Source organism: Stenotrophomonas sp. GD03819 (assembly GCF_029841665.1).
Taxonomy (GTDB): domain Bacteria; phylum Pseudomonadota; class Gammaproteobacteria; order Xanthomonadales; family Xanthomonadaceae; genus Stenotrophomonas; species Stenotrophomonas geniculata.
This window is the reverse complement of sequence record NZ_JAOCEW010000016.1, coordinates 80,313-96,796: the sequence shown is the minus strand read 5'-3', so window position 1 is coordinate 96,796 and position 16,484 is coordinate 80,313. Positions and strand designations below refer to the sequence as shown.

21 protein-coding genes are annotated in these 16,484 nt (G+C 65.2%); 8 read left to right on the top strand and 13 right to left on the bottom strand.

All coding sequences use genetic code 11. The annotated features are described in order from the left end of the window. Positions 1-111: 111 nt before the first annotated feature. Entirely contained in the window at positions 112-1,437 is a 1,326-nt protein-coding gene (locus tag N5D45_RS11585; RefSeq protein ID WP_279938988.1) for a GTP-binding protein, read from the bottom strand. Between the two features lie 69 nt (positions 1,438-1,506). Between N5D45_RS11585 and N5D45_RS11580 the strand changes: the two genes are divergently transcribed. Further along, a complete protein-coding gene (locus N5D45_RS11580) occupies positions 1,507-1,881 on the top strand; it encodes a MerC domain-containing protein (protein WP_010484159.1) in 375 nt (124 codons plus the stop codon). 95 nt (positions 1,882-1,976) lie between these two features. On the opposite strand, the gene N5D45_RS11575 is transcribed toward N5D45_RS11580, so the two are convergent. After that, the gene (locus N5D45_RS11575; protein WP_010484160.1) at positions 1,977-2,261 is read right to left on the bottom strand and encodes a metal-sensing transcriptional repressor; all 285 of its coding nucleotides are present in this window, start codon (positions 2,259-2,261) and stop codon (positions 1,977-1,979) included. Positions 2,262-2,314: 53 nt separating this feature from the next. On the opposite strand from N5D45_RS11575, the gene dmeF reads away from it, so the two are divergent. Next, positions 2,315-3,286 (top strand): CDF family Co(II)/Ni(II) efflux transporter DmeF, encoded by a 972-nt coding sequence (dmeF, locus tag N5D45_RS11570; protein ID WP_279938986.1) that lies wholly within the window; start codon positions 2,315-2,317, stop codon positions 3,284-3,286. 123 nt (positions 3,287-3,409) lie between these two features. Here dmeF and N5D45_RS11565 read toward each other — a convergent pair whose 3' ends face one another. Next, entirely contained in the window at positions 3,410-3,694 is a 285-nt protein-coding gene (locus N5D45_RS11565) for a hypothetical protein (protein WP_164194399.1), read from the bottom strand. 90 nt (positions 3,695-3,784) lie between these two features. Here N5D45_RS11565 and N5D45_RS11560 point away from each other — a divergent pair, with 90 nt between their 5' ends. From N5D45_RS11560 to N5D45_RS11550, 3 genes are all read left to right on the top strand, one after another. Next, on the top strand, positions 3,785-4,201 hold the full coding sequence (locus N5D45_RS11560) for a hypothetical protein (RefSeq protein ID WP_279938985.1): 417 nt from the start codon (positions 3,785-3,787) through the stop codon (positions 4,199-4,201). A gap of 69 nt (positions 4,202-4,270) precedes the next feature. Next, positions 4,271-4,651 (top strand): hypothetical protein, encoded by a 381-nt coding sequence (locus N5D45_RS11555; protein ID WP_164194397.1) that lies wholly within the window; start codon positions 4,271-4,273, stop codon positions 4,649-4,651. Positions 4,652-4,715: 64 nt separating this feature from the next. After that, entirely contained in the window at positions 4,716-5,558 is an 843-nt protein-coding gene (locus N5D45_RS11550) for an MnmC family methyltransferase (RefSeq protein WP_071306553.1), read from the top strand. Positions 5,559-5,561: 3 nt separating this feature from the next. Here N5D45_RS11550 and N5D45_RS11545 read toward each other — a convergent pair whose 3' ends face one another. Further along, positions 5,562-6,530 (bottom strand): polysaccharide deacetylase family protein, encoded by a 969-nt coding sequence (locus tag N5D45_RS11545; RefSeq protein ID WP_279938983.1) that lies wholly within the window; start codon positions 6,528-6,530, stop codon positions 5,562-5,564. A gap of 70 nt (positions 6,531-6,600) precedes the next feature. Further along, positions 6,601-7,260, bottom strand: a complete 660-nt coding sequence (locus tag N5D45_RS11540; RefSeq protein ID WP_164193597.1) for a hypothetical protein — start codon at positions 7,258-7,260, stop codon at positions 6,601-6,603. A gap of 133 nt (positions 7,261-7,393) precedes the next feature. Here N5D45_RS11540 and N5D45_RS11535 point away from each other — a divergent pair, with 133 nt between their 5' ends. Beyond that, complete coding sequence (locus tag N5D45_RS11535) at positions 7,394-8,074, top strand: hypothetical protein (protein ID WP_279938982.1); 681 nt, start codon at positions 7,394-7,396, stop codon at positions 8,072-8,074. 91 nt (positions 8,075-8,165) lie between these two features. Here the strand turns inward: N5D45_RS11535 and N5D45_RS11530 are convergent, their stop codons facing one another. Then, complete coding sequence (locus tag N5D45_RS11530; protein WP_005412082.1) at positions 8,166-8,339, bottom strand: hypothetical protein; 174 nt, start codon at positions 8,337-8,339, stop codon at positions 8,166-8,168. A gap of 9 nt (positions 8,340-8,348) precedes the next feature. Then, positions 8,349-9,161 (bottom strand): alpha/beta hydrolase, encoded by an 813-nt coding sequence (locus tag N5D45_RS11525; RefSeq protein ID WP_099560723.1) that lies wholly within the window; start codon positions 9,159-9,161, stop codon positions 8,349-8,351. Between the two features lie 221 nt (positions 9,162-9,382). On the opposite strand from N5D45_RS11525, the gene N5D45_RS11520 reads away from it, so the two are divergent. Together N5D45_RS11520 and N5D45_RS11515 are read left to right on the top strand one after the other, a co-directional pair. After that, a complete protein-coding gene (locus tag N5D45_RS11520; protein WP_279938980.1) occupies positions 9,383-9,862 on the top strand; it encodes a DUF4440 domain-containing protein in 480 nt (159 codons plus the stop codon). 76 nt (positions 9,863-9,938) lie between these two features. Next, positions 9,939-10,355: an XVIPCD domain-containing protein gene (locus tag N5D45_RS11515; protein ID WP_049454430.1), complete on the top strand. Its 417-nt coding sequence runs from the start codon at positions 9,939-9,941 to the stop codon at positions 10,353-10,355. 62 nt (positions 10,356-10,417) lie between these two features. Here N5D45_RS11515 and N5D45_RS11510 read toward each other — a convergent pair whose 3' ends face one another. From N5D45_RS11510 to N5D45_RS11485, 6 genes are all read right to left on the bottom strand, one after another. Next, positions 10,418-11,488: an XVIPCD domain-containing protein gene (locus N5D45_RS11510; protein WP_049428652.1), complete on the bottom strand. Its 1,071-nt coding sequence runs from the start codon at positions 11,486-11,488 to the stop codon at positions 10,418-10,420. Between the two features lie 35 nt (positions 11,489-11,523). Then, the gene (locus tag N5D45_RS11505; RefSeq protein ID WP_279938978.1) at positions 11,524-12,099 is read right to left on the bottom strand and encodes a hypothetical protein; all 576 of its coding nucleotides are present in this window, start codon (positions 12,097-12,099) and stop codon (positions 11,524-11,526) included. A 143-nt stretch (positions 12,100-12,242) separates the two neighbouring features. Next, positions 12,243-13,388: a YncE family protein gene (locus tag N5D45_RS11500; protein ID WP_279938977.1), complete on the bottom strand. Its 1,146-nt coding sequence runs from the start codon at positions 13,386-13,388 to the stop codon at positions 12,243-12,245. 166 nt (positions 13,389-13,554) lie between these two features. Further along, positions 13,555-14,481 (bottom strand): XVIPCD domain-containing protein, encoded by a 927-nt coding sequence (locus N5D45_RS11495; RefSeq protein ID WP_279938975.1) that lies wholly within the window; start codon positions 14,479-14,481, stop codon positions 13,555-13,557. Positions 14,482-14,710: 229 nt separating this feature from the next. Then, positions 14,711-15,412, bottom strand: coding sequence for an EcsC family protein (locus N5D45_RS11490; RefSeq protein ID WP_279938974.1), 702 nt, complete (start codon positions 15,410-15,412; stop codon positions 14,711-14,713). Between the two features lie 341 nt (positions 15,413-15,753). Continuing rightward, complete coding sequence (locus tag N5D45_RS11485) at positions 15,754-16,434, bottom strand: helix-turn-helix domain-containing protein (RefSeq protein ID WP_279938973.1); 681 nt, start codon at positions 16,432-16,434, stop codon at positions 15,754-15,756. Between the last annotated feature and the right edge of the window lie 50 nt (positions 16,435-16,484).

Here is a 16,484-nt window from a genome sequence, read left to right as displayed (position 1 = left end):
ATGCGCGGATGGAATGATCCGCCAGCCGAGCGTGGGCTCGGCTCTACAAGGCGGGCAAAGACCGGTTGAACCGCCATCCACGCATGGCGTGGATCTACAGGAGCCGTTAGCTCAGCGCTTCCACACCGGGAATGCCTGCGGCATCTGCTGCCACAGCAGCGGTCCCGCACGCAGCTCCTGTTCGTTGAGCAGGCAGGCATCCAGCTCTGCGCGCACGGCGCGCTCGTCCATGTGCACGCCAATCACCACCAGTTCCTGGCGCCGATCGCCCCACAACGGGTGCCACAGGCACTGCATTGCCGAATGCGCGGCCGCGTCCGGAAACTCCTCCGGTCCCGGCAACGGCGCGCTCCAGCAGTCGGCCTGCTGGCGCGCCCATCCGAGGTCGCTGTACGGCAGCGGTGTCGGCGGCAACAGCGGTGTGGTGTCCTCGATGCCCGCACGCACGCGATCGCGCGCGGCGTACCAGAAGCCCGCCGCCTGCGTCCGCGTCGCGGCACCCACGGTGTTCAGCTCGCCCACCCAGTCCATCCTGTTGGCCAGCCAGAACCAGCCTTTGCTGCGGATCACGCCGGGCATGCCCGACTGCAGCGCGCGGGCGAATCGCGCGGGGTGGAACGGACGTCGCGAGCGGTAGACGAAGCTACCGATGCCGTACTCCTCGGTTTCCGGTGTGTGCTCGCCACGCAGTTCCTTCACCCAGCCCGGCGCACGTTGCGCACGCTCCATGTCGAAGCGCCCGGTATCCAGCAGCTCGGCCAGCGGCACATTGCCGAAGCTGGACAGCAGCAGCTTCGCGTCGCGGTTCAGGCCACGCAGCACAGCCAGCGTGTCCTGCAGCACTTCGTCATCCACCTGGTCCATCTTGCTGACCACGATCACGTCGGCAAACTCCACCTGCTCGCACAGCAGGTCAACCACGCCGCGATCGTCCTCCGGGCCGGCCTGCTGGCCGCGCTCGGCCAGTCGCGACGTCGAGCCGAAGTCGGCAAGGAACGCGCTGCCGTCGACCACCGTCACCATCGTGTCCAGCCGCGCGATGTCACTCAGGCTGAAGCCGTGCTCGTCGCGCACCGCGAAGGTGGCCGCCACCGGCATCGGCTCGCCGATGCCCGTCGATTCGATCAGCAGATAGTCATAGCGGCCCGCATCGGCCAGGCGCCGCACTTCCTGCAGCAGGTCATCGCGCAGCGTGCAGCAGATGCAGCCGTTGCTGAACTCCACCAGCGTCTCTTCGGTGCGGCGCAGTTCGGCCCCACCTTCGCGCACCAGCTGCGCGTCGATGTTGACCTCGCTCATGTCGTTGACGATGACCGCCACGCGCAGACCCTCGCGGTTGCGCAGGATCTGGTTGAGCAGGGTGGTCTTGCCGGCCCCCAGGAAGCCGGACAGCACGGTGACCGGAAGGCGACGGTCGGCGCGGGAAACAGTGTTCATGTCGGAGCGGGTTGGCTGCGGAACGGAAATGTTACTGTATAACAATTGTTGCACAAGGAGCCTCCCCCGATGAAGTCGCCTTCTGCCGCCCTGCTCGATGCCGGCGCGGTCGCCCTGTCCAGCCTGTGCCTGCTGCACTGCCTGGCGCTGCCCCTGCTGGCCGCCGCGCTCCCCCTGTTCGGCACCTGGGCCGAAGCGGAATGGGTGCATCTGCTGTTCGTGGCCATCGCCCTGCCGCTGACCGGCTACGCGCTGTGGCGGGCCGAGCGCCGTCACCCGCTGCCGGTGCTGGCCTGGGCCACCGCCGGCGCCGGTCTGGGCCTGTTGCTGGCCGGCGCGCTGGCGCTGCCCTCGCATGACTGGGAAACGCCGATGACCGTCACCGGCAGCCTGCTGCTGGCCGCCACGCACATCTGGAACGCACGGCACCGGCACGCGGGGTAGAGTCGACTGTTAGTCGACTCTCGCGCGAAGCGCGGGATCTCATGCCGCCTGGGCGAAGAGCAGTCGACTAACAGTCGACTCTACCGCCCCTCGGCCTATTTGCCGTAGCGGCGAAGCAGCTCGACCAGCACCGCGGCCTCGTCCGCCCGCTGCTGCGGGTCGTCGGCAGCCACCACATGTTCCTGCAGGTGCTCGTGCAGCAGTTCCATCAACAGGCTGTGGGCTGCACCGCGCACGGCGGCGACCTGCACCAGCACGTCCGCGCAGTCGCCCGCCTCGCCCTCGGGCTTGTCCAGCGCCTGCTCCAACGCCGCCACCTGACCCGCGATACGGCGCACCCGGGTCAGCAGCTGCTTTCGATTCTTGTGTACATGGGCCATGACTGGATCATATACCCTATGGGGGTATCCACTCCACCCCCCTTGGTCCCCCCATGCACCTGGACGCCCTCGCCGCCGCCCGCCGCCACGAACACCGCTTCGACGACGGCAATCCGCTGGCCGAACGCAATACCCGCCGCGCCCTGTGGCTGACCGTGGGCATGATGCTGGTGGAGATCATCGGCGGCTGGTGGTTCAACTCCATGGCCGTGCTCGCCGACGGCTGGCACATGAGTTCGCACGCGCTGGCGCTGGGCCTGGCGGTGTTCGCCTACCGCTGCGCGCGCCGCTACGCGCACGACCCGCGCTTCGCCTTCGGCACCTGGAAGATCGAGATCCTGGCCGGCTACACCAGCGCCATCGCCCTGCTCGGCGTCGCCGCGCTGATGGCCGTGCAGTCACTGCAGCGGCTGTGGGCACCGGCGCCGATTCACTACAACGAAGCCATCGCCATCGCTGCGGTAGGCCTGGGCGTGAACCTGCTCTGCGCATGGTGGCTGCACGACGGCCCGGGCCACGCGCATCACCACCACGGGCATGACCATGGCCATCATCACGGGCATGACCACGAACACCACGATCACGGCCATGCGCACGGTCACGACCTCAATCTGCGCTCGGCCTACGTGCACGTGCTGGCCGACGCCGCCACCTCGGTGCTGGCCATCGTCGCCCTGCTCGGCGGCAAGCTGCTGGGCCTGACCTGGCTGGACCCGGTGATGGGCCTGGTCGGCGCCGTGCTGGTCACGGTGTGGGCTGTAGGCCTGCTACGCGACAGCGGCCGCATCCTGCTCGACGCGCAGATGGACGCACCGGTGGTGGCCGAAGTTCGCGAAGTGATCGAACAGGGCCCCTGGCCGGCGCGCCTGGCCGACCTGCACGTCTGGCAGGTCGGTCGCGGCAAGTACGCGGTCAGCGCCAGCGTGGTTACCAGCGACGCCCGTCTGGATGCCGATACCGTGCGCAACGCACTGGCGATCCATGAGGAGCTGGTGCATGTAACGGTGGAGATCCACCGCAGCTGATCCTGCGCGACTGCGGTCGAATCTGTAGAGCCGAACCCATGCTCGGCTTGCCGTTGCCTTTGCAGCGCCGAGCCATGCTCGGCTGTCGCAGGCCATCAGCCGAGCACGGGCTCGGCTCTACAGTCAGAGCTTCAGCATCATCCGCAGCAGGTACATCAGCAGCGGCAGCGCACTCAGCACCGCACCACCGATGCCGATCCACGGCCAGCGCTCGCCGCGCACGCGCGAGGCCACCGCCAGGCCGCAGCCCACCAGTGCCGCGCCCAGCACGCCCACGCCCAATCCCGCAGCCATGCCATTGCCGCCTGCGGCCACCGCCGCCTGCGCAGCGACGCTGCCCGCGCCCCAGCCCACCACGATCCCAAGCCAACTGGTCATGCCGCACCACGGTGCCCTGCCCTGCGCCATCCGAAAACCCCTGTGTCCTTGCCGAATTTCTGTACGGGCCGTGCCCGCATGCTGCCTACACTAGCCGCACCTGCCCCGTAGGGACATCCCATGCGCACGCTCCGCCTGCTGCTGCCCGGTGCCCTCCTGCTGCTCGCCGCCTGCAGTGGCGACGCCGGGCTTCCTTTCAGCGCCGACCCGTTGCAGGGCTGCTTCGCCACCGGCGCGCGCAAACCGGCCGATTTCCGCATCGACAGGGAAGGCGGCCAGTACTTCGTCTCCTTCAGCCGCGGCGACCAGTGGCAGCGCGAGCCGAATGCTCTGCACAAGGCCACCCGCAGCGAGATCAGCCGCTACTTCCGCGATGACGCCGAGCAGATCGACAGCGCGCTGATCCGCATGGCCGGTGGCTTCGGCATCTTCCACTTCAACAAGGACGCGACATTGAAGGGCAAGGCCAGTGATAGTGACTACATGGCGCTGATGCTGATCGGTGCTGGGCCGGTGTATGCGGTGAAGTGCCCGTAAGACGCAATGATTCTGATGGCGACTCAGGGCACTATGGGCGCATCCTGTCTTCTTTGAGGAGCGATGCCAATGCTGCTGTTTCTGCTGCTTGCGGTAAGCGCGCCGAAGACCCAGGGTGCCTATGACGAAGTCCGGCAGCTGCCCGATGGCCAGATCCTGATAATGCGCACTCTGGATTGGGACCTCGGCAATGGCACGAAGGAGCGCGTCATCGTGCACTGGCTGCTGCAGGAGGACGGCCGCATGCGCTACGACTTCGATCGGCAGCCACCGCAAACCCAGGAGGCCCATCGTCGATCGTGCGCGCGGCAGGGCATGCAGCCGTCGCGTGGCGTCGGCATGATCGCGGGGGAAGGGACCACACACGGTTACAGCTGCACCAGCGCTAGCGTCGGGCCCACGCCCGACTCCTCCCTGCCTGCATCCACGCATGGCGTGGACCTACTTTGACATCGGCTTGGCTCTACAACAGCTGCGGTACCATGCCCTCCCCCGAACCGCCCCGGTACCCGCCGTGCCCCATTACACCGGCCCCCTGCTGACCCGCGACAGCGCCGATACCCTGCGCCGTGCCCATGACAAGGGCGCTGCCGACTGGCAGGGCTCGCTCGACCTCGGCCGCAGCGAGGACAGCGTGGCGCTGGATGCCGACGGCTTCCGCTTCCGTGGCCAGCCCTACCCGTGGCCGGGCAAGCTGAAGGACCGCACGCTGTACTACTGGGACGGCGAGGAATTCGCGCCGATCTCGCGTTACAGCGGTTCGCTGATCAAGCTGGTGCCGACCGAATGGGGCGCACCGACCTTCGAGATCGACGGCATCAAGATGCTGCCGACCTCCAAGCTGTCACCCTTCGAGGATGCGCGCCGCAAGGTCGAGCTGGTCGCCCCGGCCGGCAAGGTGATCCTCGATACCTGTGGTGGCCTGGGCTATTTCGCCGCCTGCGCGCTGGAGGCCGGTGTCGGCCAGATCCGTTCGTTCGAGAAGAATGCCGACGTGATGTGGCTGCGCACGCTCAACCCGTGGTCACCGGATCCGGAATCGGCTGCGGCCGGTGGCCGCCTGCAGTTCAGCCACGGCGATGTCTCGCAGCAGATCGAACAGGTGGCCAGCAACAGCGTCGACGCGATCCTGCACGACCCGCCGCGCTTCGGCATCGCCGGCGAACTGTACTCGCAGGTATTCTACGACCACCTCGCCCGCGTCATCCGAAAGGGCGGTCGCCTGTTCCATTACACCGGCGCGCCGAACAAGCTTACCAGCGGCCGCGACGTGCCACGTGAAGTGGCCAAACGTCTGGAAAAGGCCGGCTTCAAGGCCGAGCTGGCGCTTGACGGTGTGCTGGCCGTCAAGCGCTGAGCCTCACTCCGAATCCACCTTGGCCAGCTTCATCACCCACGCCGGCACCTCGGGTTCACCGGCGTAGAACTCCTTCGGTTTCTTCTCCGCCATCGCCCAGCGGTGCAACCAGCTCGGGCCGTAACGGCCGCTGTAGCCTTCGGCACCACGTGCATAGGCCGGGTCACGCATCGCTTCATCCAGTGAGATGAAGCGATAGCCGCGGCGCTTCGTCGCCGCCACCAGTTCGGCAAACGTGGCTGCATTGAGTTCGTTGGCGTGCATCAGCCAGACCTGTGGCAGCGCGTAGCCCAGCAGTGCCTGCGACTGCTTCTCGTAGTAGTCCAGCTTGTTCAGCATGTACGGCACGTAGCCCTTGCGCAGCTGTGCCAGCGTCGCCTCGCGCGCCGGTGAATCCGGCTGCTCGTTCATCACGTTGGCGTAGGCGAACGCCCACACCCACTCGCCGTTGTCGACCGTCACCGGTGCCACGCGGTAGCCATGCTGCTTGAAGAACACGTCCATCTCCGCGCGTTCTTCCGGCGTGCGCCCGGCACGCAGATAGGGATGGCGCATCCACTGCGGCTTGAGCCCGCGCTCGGCCAGCAACGGCCGCAGCACCGCCTCGCCACGCAGGAAATCCTGCTGGAACGCAGGCACGCCCTTGGCATTCAGGTCCATGTGCGAGTAGGTGTGGTTGCCCAGCGCATAACCGGCGTCCAACCAGTCGCGCAGCATCTGCACCCGCGCCGGCTGCACCTGCCCGTCGATCTCAAGCTTGTTCCCGTTGACGAAGCCGACTACCGGCACACCCGCCTGGTGCAGCTGCGCCATCAGCGCTTCATGCCGCGACTGCAGGTCCGGCGGAACGATCTGGTCCACCCGCGCCCAGGGCAGGTCGTCGATGGTCACCGCAATCCGGCGATCCACTTCGGCGGCGTGCACCGCCAACGAACACAGCAGCAACGGCACAGCACGGAGCAACCAACGCATCAGCACATCCTTGCAGGAGCGAAGTGCTGACTTTAGCGCGATTGTGTATGCGTGGTCGGCCACGCACCCGCTATGGGCTGCGCGACTGCACCTGACGCTCGCGCACGATCGCCCGCCACAGCATGAATCCCTCAGCCATCGCCATCAGCATCAACGCGACCAGCACCAGGGCAAGGTCATCGGGATTGCGCAGCAGCGGCGCGTGCTCGCGGGTGAGGATGCCGAATACCACCTGTTGCGCCTGTGCCAGCGGCAGCCGGCCCTGCTCGCCCAGTTCCACCAGGCACGCCGCTGGGGACAGTTTGGCTACGCTGATCCACGCCATGTCGTACAGATGCAATGCCCTGACGGCCAGCGCCAGGATCGCGGCGTGCAGCGCCATCACCCCCCAGTTGGCGCGTCGCAGGCGTTCCGACAGACGACCCAGGCGGTAGACGCTGATCGACATCGCGCCCAGCAGCGCCAGTGCCACGCCTGCCATCGGAATCCACTGCAACGGTTGCCATGGTGCAAGCGCAGTGGACCGCGCCAGCAGCTGTTCGGCCACCTGCATGCGCGCGACCGGGTCAGGCCCACCGCATGCGTCATCCACCGGCTCCAGCAGCAGTCCCACGCGGTAGTGGAAGAAGCCGGCTGCAAGCGCTACCGCCAGCAGCGCCACCACCTGCAGTGCCAGCAGGATCGGGCCAGGACCACAGATACGACAGAAGCGGGTAGCGGCAGAGACCATCGGTTCATCCGTGACAACAAAGGACCATCCTAACCAAGCGCCCTGTGCTTGTCGGCTGGCGGATACGACAACCGTCGCGTGGTCCCGGTAGGATGTGGATGAGCATGGATGGTCGTACGTAGAGGTGTTGTGGATGGTCACGCTGTATCTGTGGGTGAGAACGCTGCTTCCGCTGCTGGCATTCGTGATCGCGTGGATGCTGCTGTCGCGCCTGATCAAGGCCCGCGTAGCGCGTCTTCCACGGGTTCCCTTGAACCTGCCCGAGCACAGCACCAGCCCGCGCCGGAAGGACCGGCGCATCTACGCACGCAAACTGCGGCGCAGACCGGGCCTGCGCACCGCAACGCGCCCGGCCACCGCGCCGCGCAGCTGGAACCTCGCGGCCGTGTTCGTCTCGTTCTCCGCATTGATCGCCACCGTGCTGGTCATGCCGGATGGCGCGCGCTTCCAGGTGATGGTCGAGAGCCTCACTGGCTACCCGGCCACGATTGCAGAAGTACAGGTTCCCGCTGCCGGGCAGCCTCTCGTGCTGCAGGCGTGGCAGCCCGCACTGGCGCAGCTGTCGCGGCCGGTAGCGATGCGCTACCCGATCGGGCGCACCGGCGGCGAGCATGAGGCACGCGCCACGCTACCGGTACAGGTGAGGCATCAGGGTGATCGGCTGCAGGTGGCTGCGGCCTTGCCGGTGGATACCAATGTGCTGCGTGCAGAGCTTGCGCGCTTGGCGGGGCTGCCGGTTGAGGCCATCACCGTCCGCCAGAACAAGATCGCGCCCTGGCTGGAACCCGGCTGGAAGCCGCTGGCCAACCTGTAGAGCCGAGCCCACGCTCGGCTGCTTTTGCAGTAGATCCACGCCATGCGTGGATGGATGCAGAGCGGAGTCGAGCATTACTCAACTCTACAGATCACGATCCGCGCGGCAGCTTCGCGGCCCACATGTTGTCCACCAGATTCGGGTAACGCCGTCCATTCTCTTCCGCCCGCTGTCGCGCCGCCTCTTTCTGCGCAGGCGACAGCGGCTGCGAGGTCTGGCCCTTGGGGTTGGGCTTCTTCCACGGGGGTGTCTTGGTCTGGCGCATGGCCGCAGCTTACCGCTTCAGGAAGTTCAGCAGTGCCAGATTGAAGTGGTCGGCATGGCTGGTATTGCACCCATGTGGTGCGCCTTCCAGGATCACCACTTCGCTACCTGCGATCGCCCGGTGCGTGCGCTGGCCAGAACCTTCAAACGGCACGATGGCGTCGCTGTCACCATGCAGAATCAGTGTTGGCACCGTGATCTTCTTCAGATCGTCGCGAAAGTCGGTGGTCGCGAACGCGTGCATGCAACCCAGCGCCGCCGTCTGGTCGGATTGATGGCACAGCGCGATGGCCGCCTGACGCGTCTCTTCGGTCACCATCAACTGGCCATTGGCGCTGAAGAAATCGCGGGTGAAGCCATCGAAGAACGCCTCGCGATCCTTCTCCAATCCACTGCGCATTTCGTCGGCCTTGTCCTGGGTCAGCGGGCCTTCCGGGTTATCGTCGCTGCGTAGCAGGAACGGCGGTACCGCTGCTGCAAACACCACACTGTGCAGGCGTTCCTGGCCATGGTTGGCCACGTAACGCGCTACCTCGCCACCGCCCATCGAGAAGCCGACCAGGGTGACGTCGCGCAGGTCACGCTCCTCGATCACCCCGGCCAGATCCGCCGCCAGCGTGTCGTAGTCGTAACCTTCTGCCGGCTTGTCAGAACGGCCGAAGCCACGCCGGTCGTAGCTGATCACCCGGTGCTGCGCGTCGCGCAGGATCGACACCTGCGTCTTCCAGGCATCGGCGGACAGCGGCCAACCGTGAATCAGAATGACCGGGCGGCCATCGCCACCGGTGTCTTCAACGTGCAGGCGGACGCGGGAAGCAGGCATGGGAGCTCCTGTGGAAGGGGAGGATTTCAGGCTATGGGCCGGCCCCTATCGCGACCGTGATGGAATCGCCGGCCGCCATGACACCGCCTGCACAGGGCACGCCACCCGGCCAATCCATGGATGCGGGCATTCACTCCCTGGAAATCCCGTTTCGTCGCAGGGCGGCTGCGGCCCTCGGAGCACCGTGCGAGCCTGCATGAATCCCGCCCTGGAGCCTCGCCATGCTGCTGCTCACCCTGCCCCTGCTGGCCGCCGGCCTCGCCGCCGCACCCGCGCCCTCCGATGACCTGCGCGAGCAGATCCACCAGGCCGACGCGCAGCTGTTCGCCGCCGCGTTCGACGACTGCGATGCCGACAAGGCCGCGGCCATGACCACTGAAGACATGGAGTTCTTCCATGACAAGGCGGGCAAGTCCGCCAGCAAGCGCGACGACTTCCGCCGCAGCGTGGCCGCCCTGTGCGAGAGCACGCGCGTCAACCACACCCGCCTGCGCCGCGAGCTGGTGGAAAGCTCGCTGCAGGTGTTTCCGCTGCACGATGACCGCGCCCTGGAGATCGGCGACCACCGCTTCCATGAGCGTGATGCTAAGGGTGTCGAGCACTGGACCGGCCAGGCCCGCTTCATCCAGGTCTGGCGCCGCGTGGACGGGCGCTGGCTGGCCGAGCGGGTGATCAGCTACGACCATCGGCCGGCGGACTGATCGCCGCGATGCGGTGGTTCACGGACCGGTTCTATACTGCCCAGGTCCATCACGACCTACCGCTGCAGATCGACCCATGGCAGAGATCACCCCCAACCATCCCGAGTACGGCCTCAACCAGCAGATCCGCCAGGGCGTGGCTGCTCTGGACGCGCAGCATGGCCGTCCGTTCGACCAGACCAGCGAGCGGCTGACCGCCAGCCTGACCGTGCTGGCCCGCGAGCAGGGCCTGCAGCAGGTCGACCACGTGCTGGTCAGCAACGCCACGGCCAACCAGCCGGCAGGACACAACATCTTCGTGGTACAGGGCGACCCGGCCAATCCGGCGCACCTGCGGGCAATGATGCCGACCGCAGTGGCCGCGCAGATGCCGGTGGAGCAGTCGATGCAGAAGCTCGGCATTGCCCCGCAGCAGCCGGCCATGGGGCAGCTGCCCGAACAGCAGGCCCGTGAGCAGGAACAACAGCAGAACCCGGCACACCGCCTGGGCTGAGCCGCCTCCAGCGTTACCGGCGGCCCACCGCGAGAACGTCGGCTCGCCGTACGCTTGCCGCCCTAGGCCATGCGCGGCCCGGACTGCTCCTGCACCTGGCGCTGCTGCAGCTCATCCTGCGTACGCGCCTGCCCAGACTGCGACAGCTGCTCAGCGCGCTCGAAGGAGATTTCTGCCGGTGTCTGCGCGGCCACCGCCGTTGGCATGCTGGCCCGCAACTGTGCCGGGTCGTTGCGCTCCCCCTGGACGATGAAGATGCTCTGCGCCACATCGGCCTGCGCGGTGCGATCGCTCAACAGCACATGGTCGACCTGGGTCAGGCCATTGGCCTTGGCCAGCGCGTACAGGCTGGCACTGATGTTCTCGCTGGTGGCATCGAAGGCACGGCCCCGCTCTGCATCGAGCCGGGCCACGCCCTGGTGGATCTGCGAGAGCAGCGGGTCGTTGCTGTGCCGGGCCAGAAGATCACCGCTTCGTTCGCCCATGCCCTCGGCATCACTCAGCATGTGTTGCTTGAGACTGCGCTCCGGCAGGGGATTGGTTTTCCTCTGGTTGAGCTCGCTGTCCGGAAACGGCGGATCAATGCTATCCACACCGTGGATGTTGCGCAGCGGTCGGAATGCATCCTTGCCTGCCCCCTTGATGTCAAGAGGAATGCGAACATCCGGAAGAAGCTGGCCGGCGGGACCACCCAACGCGTTCACGTCGATGCTGCCTTTCCGCTGGATGCCCGCGTGATTCAGCGCTTCCCAAGTGAAGTCCACGCAGTTGTGGCGAACATCCTGATAGTGCTTGCTGAAACCAAATTTCTCCGGGTCCGAGCCGAACTGCTGGAGCTTCCTGTACTGCTCTTCGCTGATCTCGAGGGTACGGGTGTAGCGCGGGTCTCTATAGACCGTTGCGTCATCCTCCATGATGGCGCCAGGACCATTCATGCTTCCGTGCTCCTTGGGAGCAAATCCATAGCTCTTCGCAGGCACGCCGGGTGCATGCAGGACGTAGAACATATGTCCTGGGGCGGACGTCTGCGGAACACCCTCAGCGTCGACGGCCGGCTTGTGCGTCCTGGGGTCGATCAGCGGTGTGCCAGGTGCAGCAATAACGATCTCTACGGTATAGCGCGGCTTGTCCATAAGGTGATTCTTTCGTTCCTTCCAGTGGTAAGTGGTTACTTGCCTGGCGGCCGGGCTGCGTGTACCCGCAACTGAGCCGAGTAATGCTGCAGTTCCGGCGAGGCCTGCGCAGTGCGAACCTGTACGCGATAGCGGGTATCAAGCTCCAGTGGCAGAGCAACCAGGCTCAGCGTGTATTGGCCGTCACTGCCCATGTGCGGCGACGTATACCGCCATTCGCTGGATGCATGCCATTCCGGAAGCTGTTCACCTGCATTGAGCACCCCGGCCTGATAGCTGTCGTAGGTGGGAACATCCTTCCAGGCATCAGTGCCCCATTGCTGCAGGGTCACCTCGAACGGGACCCTTGATGTGCCCACGTCAGGCTCGTCCGGCCTTCCTGTCCCTTGGCGCTGCAACTCCAGCTCCAGCGCATACGTGCGACCCGGCTTGAAGTTGCGGGCATTCGTCTCGAACTCGAACCGCACCGCCTGGCCAGGCTCGGCAACGATAATTGGCTTGACCAGATCCAGTGGCTCCGGCGCATCCGGTACGCGGCTGCTGCAGGCGCCGAGTGCGCCCGCCAGCGTGAAGACCAGGCCGGCGCGCAGCCAGCGGTGGATACCCAGCATGATTCAGATCCTTTGGCTCCCTGCCATGAGGTTCAACCCTAGCCGCCGGCTGCTGGCGCCGCAACCGGCCAATGAAAAAGGCAGGGTCTTCACCCTGCCTTCTTCACGCGGCTCGCCGCCGGGCGTGCCCCGGCGTCACCCCATTACAGCTGAATCCGCGCCACGCTCTCGTCAGCGCCCTTGTCATCCTTCTCGCCGTTCTTGATGCTCACGAACAACACGTTGTTCTTCGCATCCAGCGCCAAGCTGTTCGGGTGGGTCGGCACCTTGTAGGTCGCCACCTTCTGGTAGCTGTCACTGTTGTACGCGGTCACCGTACCGGCTTCGCGGTTGGTCACGTACAGGCGCTTGCGCGGTGCATCCAGCAGGATGCCCAGCGGGCCGGCGTCGGTCGGGATGCTGGCCAGTTCCTTGCCGGTGCTGCGGTCGAGCACCAGCACGCGCTGGCCCGGATGCTTGCTGACCAGGCCGCTGCTCTTGGCCTGGTAGCCACGCAGGAATTCCGAGCCCTGGTCGGTCACGAACAGGCGCTTGCCGGCCGGGTCCAGCGCGATGTTCATCGGCTGCTCGGCGGCGATCTTATGCTGCGCCACCACCTTGTTCGAATCGGTGCCCACCACCACCAGATCGGCCAGCAGGTTGCTGGTGTACACGCGCTTGTTGGCCGCATCCAACGCCAGGCCCGGTGCCTTGGCATTACCCAGGCCGTCGATGGTGTTGATCACCTTCAGCGTGTTCGTATCGATCACGAACAACACGCTGCTCACGTCCGGCTGGCTGCTGTGGCCGGTCACGTACAGGCGGTTGGCCGCGCTGTCGACCACCAGCTCGCGCAGGTCGTGGGTGTAGGCGGCCTTGCCATCCTTGCTGGTCTTCTTTTCCATCAGCTGGATGGTGCCGACGGCCTTGTTCTGCGCGGTGTCGACCACGGTCACCGACAGGTCCACGGTGTTGCCCACGTACAGGCGGTTGTGGGCGTCATCCAGCACCACGCCGAACGCCTTGCGCTCCAGCGGGATACGGGTTTCCACGGCCAGCGTGTTCGGGTTCAGGCGCAGCACCTGGGCCGGGCCGGCGTCATCGCCGAAGCCGCCGGAGGAGGCCACGAACACGGCGTTCTGCTTCGGGCTGTAGGCCAGCTCGTACAGGCCCTTGGCCACGGCCTGGCGCTGCACGGCGGCGGTGGCACTGGCGGCGGGCGCGTTGTCGGCGAATGCGGAGGGCACGCCGAGGCTGAGCGAAACGGCAACGGCCAGCGCGGCCGAGCGGAAGAGAGGATTACGGAACATGCGAGCGTCCTTGAATGGGCACGGGAAGGTGTCCTGGCTCGCTGGGCCGTACTGCGACGGCCCGACCTGCATCTGTCTGCGCGGGGTGGGCTGGCTGGGGTTGCGGGGGAATGGTAGCAGGTGGGGGGCGTGGCGTGCGCCGGCGCGCGTATGGCAGGCGCGCGGATTACTGCTCCTTCAACCGCAGCGAATCGGCCACATCGGTCTTGGCCGCCACTTCTGTAGCGATGCTGGCGCGGCGGTGCCCCGGGTCGTTGCGGTCGCCCTGCACGATGAAGATGCTCTCTGCCGCATGGCTGCTCTTCGTCGGCTGGCTGAGCAGCACGTGGTCCACGCGAGAGAGATTGTTCTGCTTGGCCAGCACCAGCAGGCTGGCGCTGATGCGCTGGCTGGCCGCATCGAACGGGCGGCCATGCGCAGCGTCCAGCTCGGCCACTTTCTGGATCAGCTGCGAGAACAGGCGATGGTCCGGATGCGAGGGGTCCAGCAGCGTGCCGGCCACTTCAATCGGCGTCGGCGGCGGTTCATCGCTGGCACGGTCGCCCTGGCGATGATGTTCGGCCTCGCGCTCGGGCATCGCATGGTGGGTTTCGGCATTCAGATCGCTGCCTGGGAACGGCGCGGCAATGCACTGGATTTCCGGCAGGTTGAACAGCACCGCGAACTCGCCCAGATTGCTGCCGCCGTCCAGCGGTGCCGGCAGCGGATGCAGGCCGGCATAGTGCAGCGCGGCCCAGACGAAATCGCTGCAGCGGTTGATGGTGGCTGGGCGATCCACATCGAATTCGAACTCGGCCGGTTCCTCGGCGAAATCACGCAGGCAGCCGTAATGCTCCTCGGTGATTTCCAAGGTGCGGCTGTAGTACGGGTCCAGATGCTCGTCGGCATCGTCGTGGCGCACCTGTGCGTACTGCACGCCGGTGCGGGTTTCACCCGGTGCTTGGCGCGGCGGTGCGAAGCCGTAACTGTGGGCCTCGTCGCCCGCGGCTACCTGCAGGTACATGTGGCCGCGCGGCGAGATGCCCCCACTTTTCAGCGGGGTGCCGGGCGCGGCCAGATAAAGGGTTACGGTGTAGCGTGTTGCCTGCTCCATGCCTGTTCAGCCTTGATGGGTGCTGCGGTCCTGGCTGGATGATGGCATAGGTGGGATGGGGGGCAGGTGGAGGAAGAGAGGCGACCGATCGCGGCTTGCTGAATGTGTGAACCAGCCAGCAATCTCATGAGAGCGGCACTGCAACCGGTGGTGGCGAGCTGAATCTCAGTTACCACACGAGGAGTTGCGCCGGATCCGGCTGGAAGCGTATCCGGCGCGCAGATGCTGCTCAGACCACGGGTGCCGGCGTAATAGACGACTCATCTGCAATGAAGACACTCACTGCGGCGTTGCCCACGATGTTGGTCGTGGCGGCGTCGACCGCCCCGCCGATGACACCACCAAGGATAGGAACCATCTTGCTGAGGTTCACTACGCCGGTGGTGCCGGCCTTCGTCAGCAGACGGAAGCCCACAGCCTTGTTGATGCGAATGATCGTTGCGCCGGTGATCCGGTTGATGCTCGCCTGGGCCAGCTTCTTTCCAAACTGGATGCCGACGTCCTTCAGCACCTCCTTTGCGGCGTTCCCCGTCAGGCATGCGTAAACCATTGCCTTCACCTTGTCATCGTGAACGTTGTATCCCGCCATGTGCGCGATCGCAGCAATCATTCGGATCTGAATGAAGTACACGCTGGCAAGATTGGCTGGAATCGTCACCGGCATGACCAGAAGCCCCCCCAACCCCGTGACGAACCCCGAGGTCGCGGCCTTGGTGTTCTGCCAGCGAACCAGCGAATTTGCCTTGTCCTCCAGTGTGCCCGGCTCCCGCATGTAGCTTTCAGCCATCTCGATGGCCGAGTCGACACCCGGCAAGCCATTCATGGCCTTCTCGTAGGCATAGTCCAGCGCCTGCATGATCTTGCTTTCGGTAAGTTCCTTTGCCACGAATTTCTCCTTGAAGAGCGAAGTTGGGCCGACCTGCCAATGCATGCCGGCACGCGAATCCAGATCGTTGAAAGTTCCAGCGAAAGCCCATGCAGGCCATCCGTTGGAAATACGCGGAATGAAGGAAGGGCAGCATCGAAACAATCGGCCCGTCCCGACATGCAAGCTCATTCTTACCCGGCACATCTCATCGCACAGGAGACAGCACGGTGCGTCGGAGCTGCCTCTCAGTGGGCGCAATCATCGGAGCAGTATTTCGCACCAGCAACGAAAAATGCTTAGGAATAGTTGAGTCTTGCGGAAACTGAGCATTCATGAACCTACACTCGATATCCGATCAGACCTCCCGAGCCTGGCGTGATTGCGCGTCACGCACCACAGAACGGTCACTTTCGCGAGTGGGCGAACGTCTCCATGCGGATGTTCATAAGATCGTTGGCAAAGCCACGAACCATCAGGGCTTCGAGATCATCAATCATCCCCGGGTCCACGTCGTACGCACTGAAGTACCCAGCCAAGTCGAACAGCTCGAGACTGACCCGTTTCGGCTGGCGAAGCTTTTCGTAGCCTGGCTTGAACTCCCGATTCCGATCAGGATGGCTAACCAGCGAGATGGACTGCACATCGCGCCGTCGATTGAAGGCCAGGTTGATTTCCTTCCAGAGCGATTGCTCACGAGCCTTTCCGACGTACAAGGCCTGGCCACGAGAATCATAGAAGATGTAGATGCCACAGCTATTTTCAAGCTCGGCCTTCACTCCCTGCGCATACTTGCTCGCGCCCGAACCACCGTTGAAAACCTGCCAACTCTTCTCTTGCTTGGTCAGGCACCGGTCAATCGTGTAGAACTCTACAATTGGCTGGATAGTCCTGAACTGCGACTCATCCACGGCCGCTTCCCGCGACTTCGCCAACGCGGAAGCCACCTGATTGGCACTAAGGTCCTCGTCGCGATTCTTCCAGTTGATCAGCGTTCCCACTGAAACCCCCAGAGCAGCGGCCAGCTCACCCTGCGAGGTGGTTCCCAGCTTCCGGGTCAACGATTCAATCAGATCTGTTGCTTTCATTGCGGGTCCATCTGCATTCACAAGTCATCGGAAGCTCATCGATGAGCTTC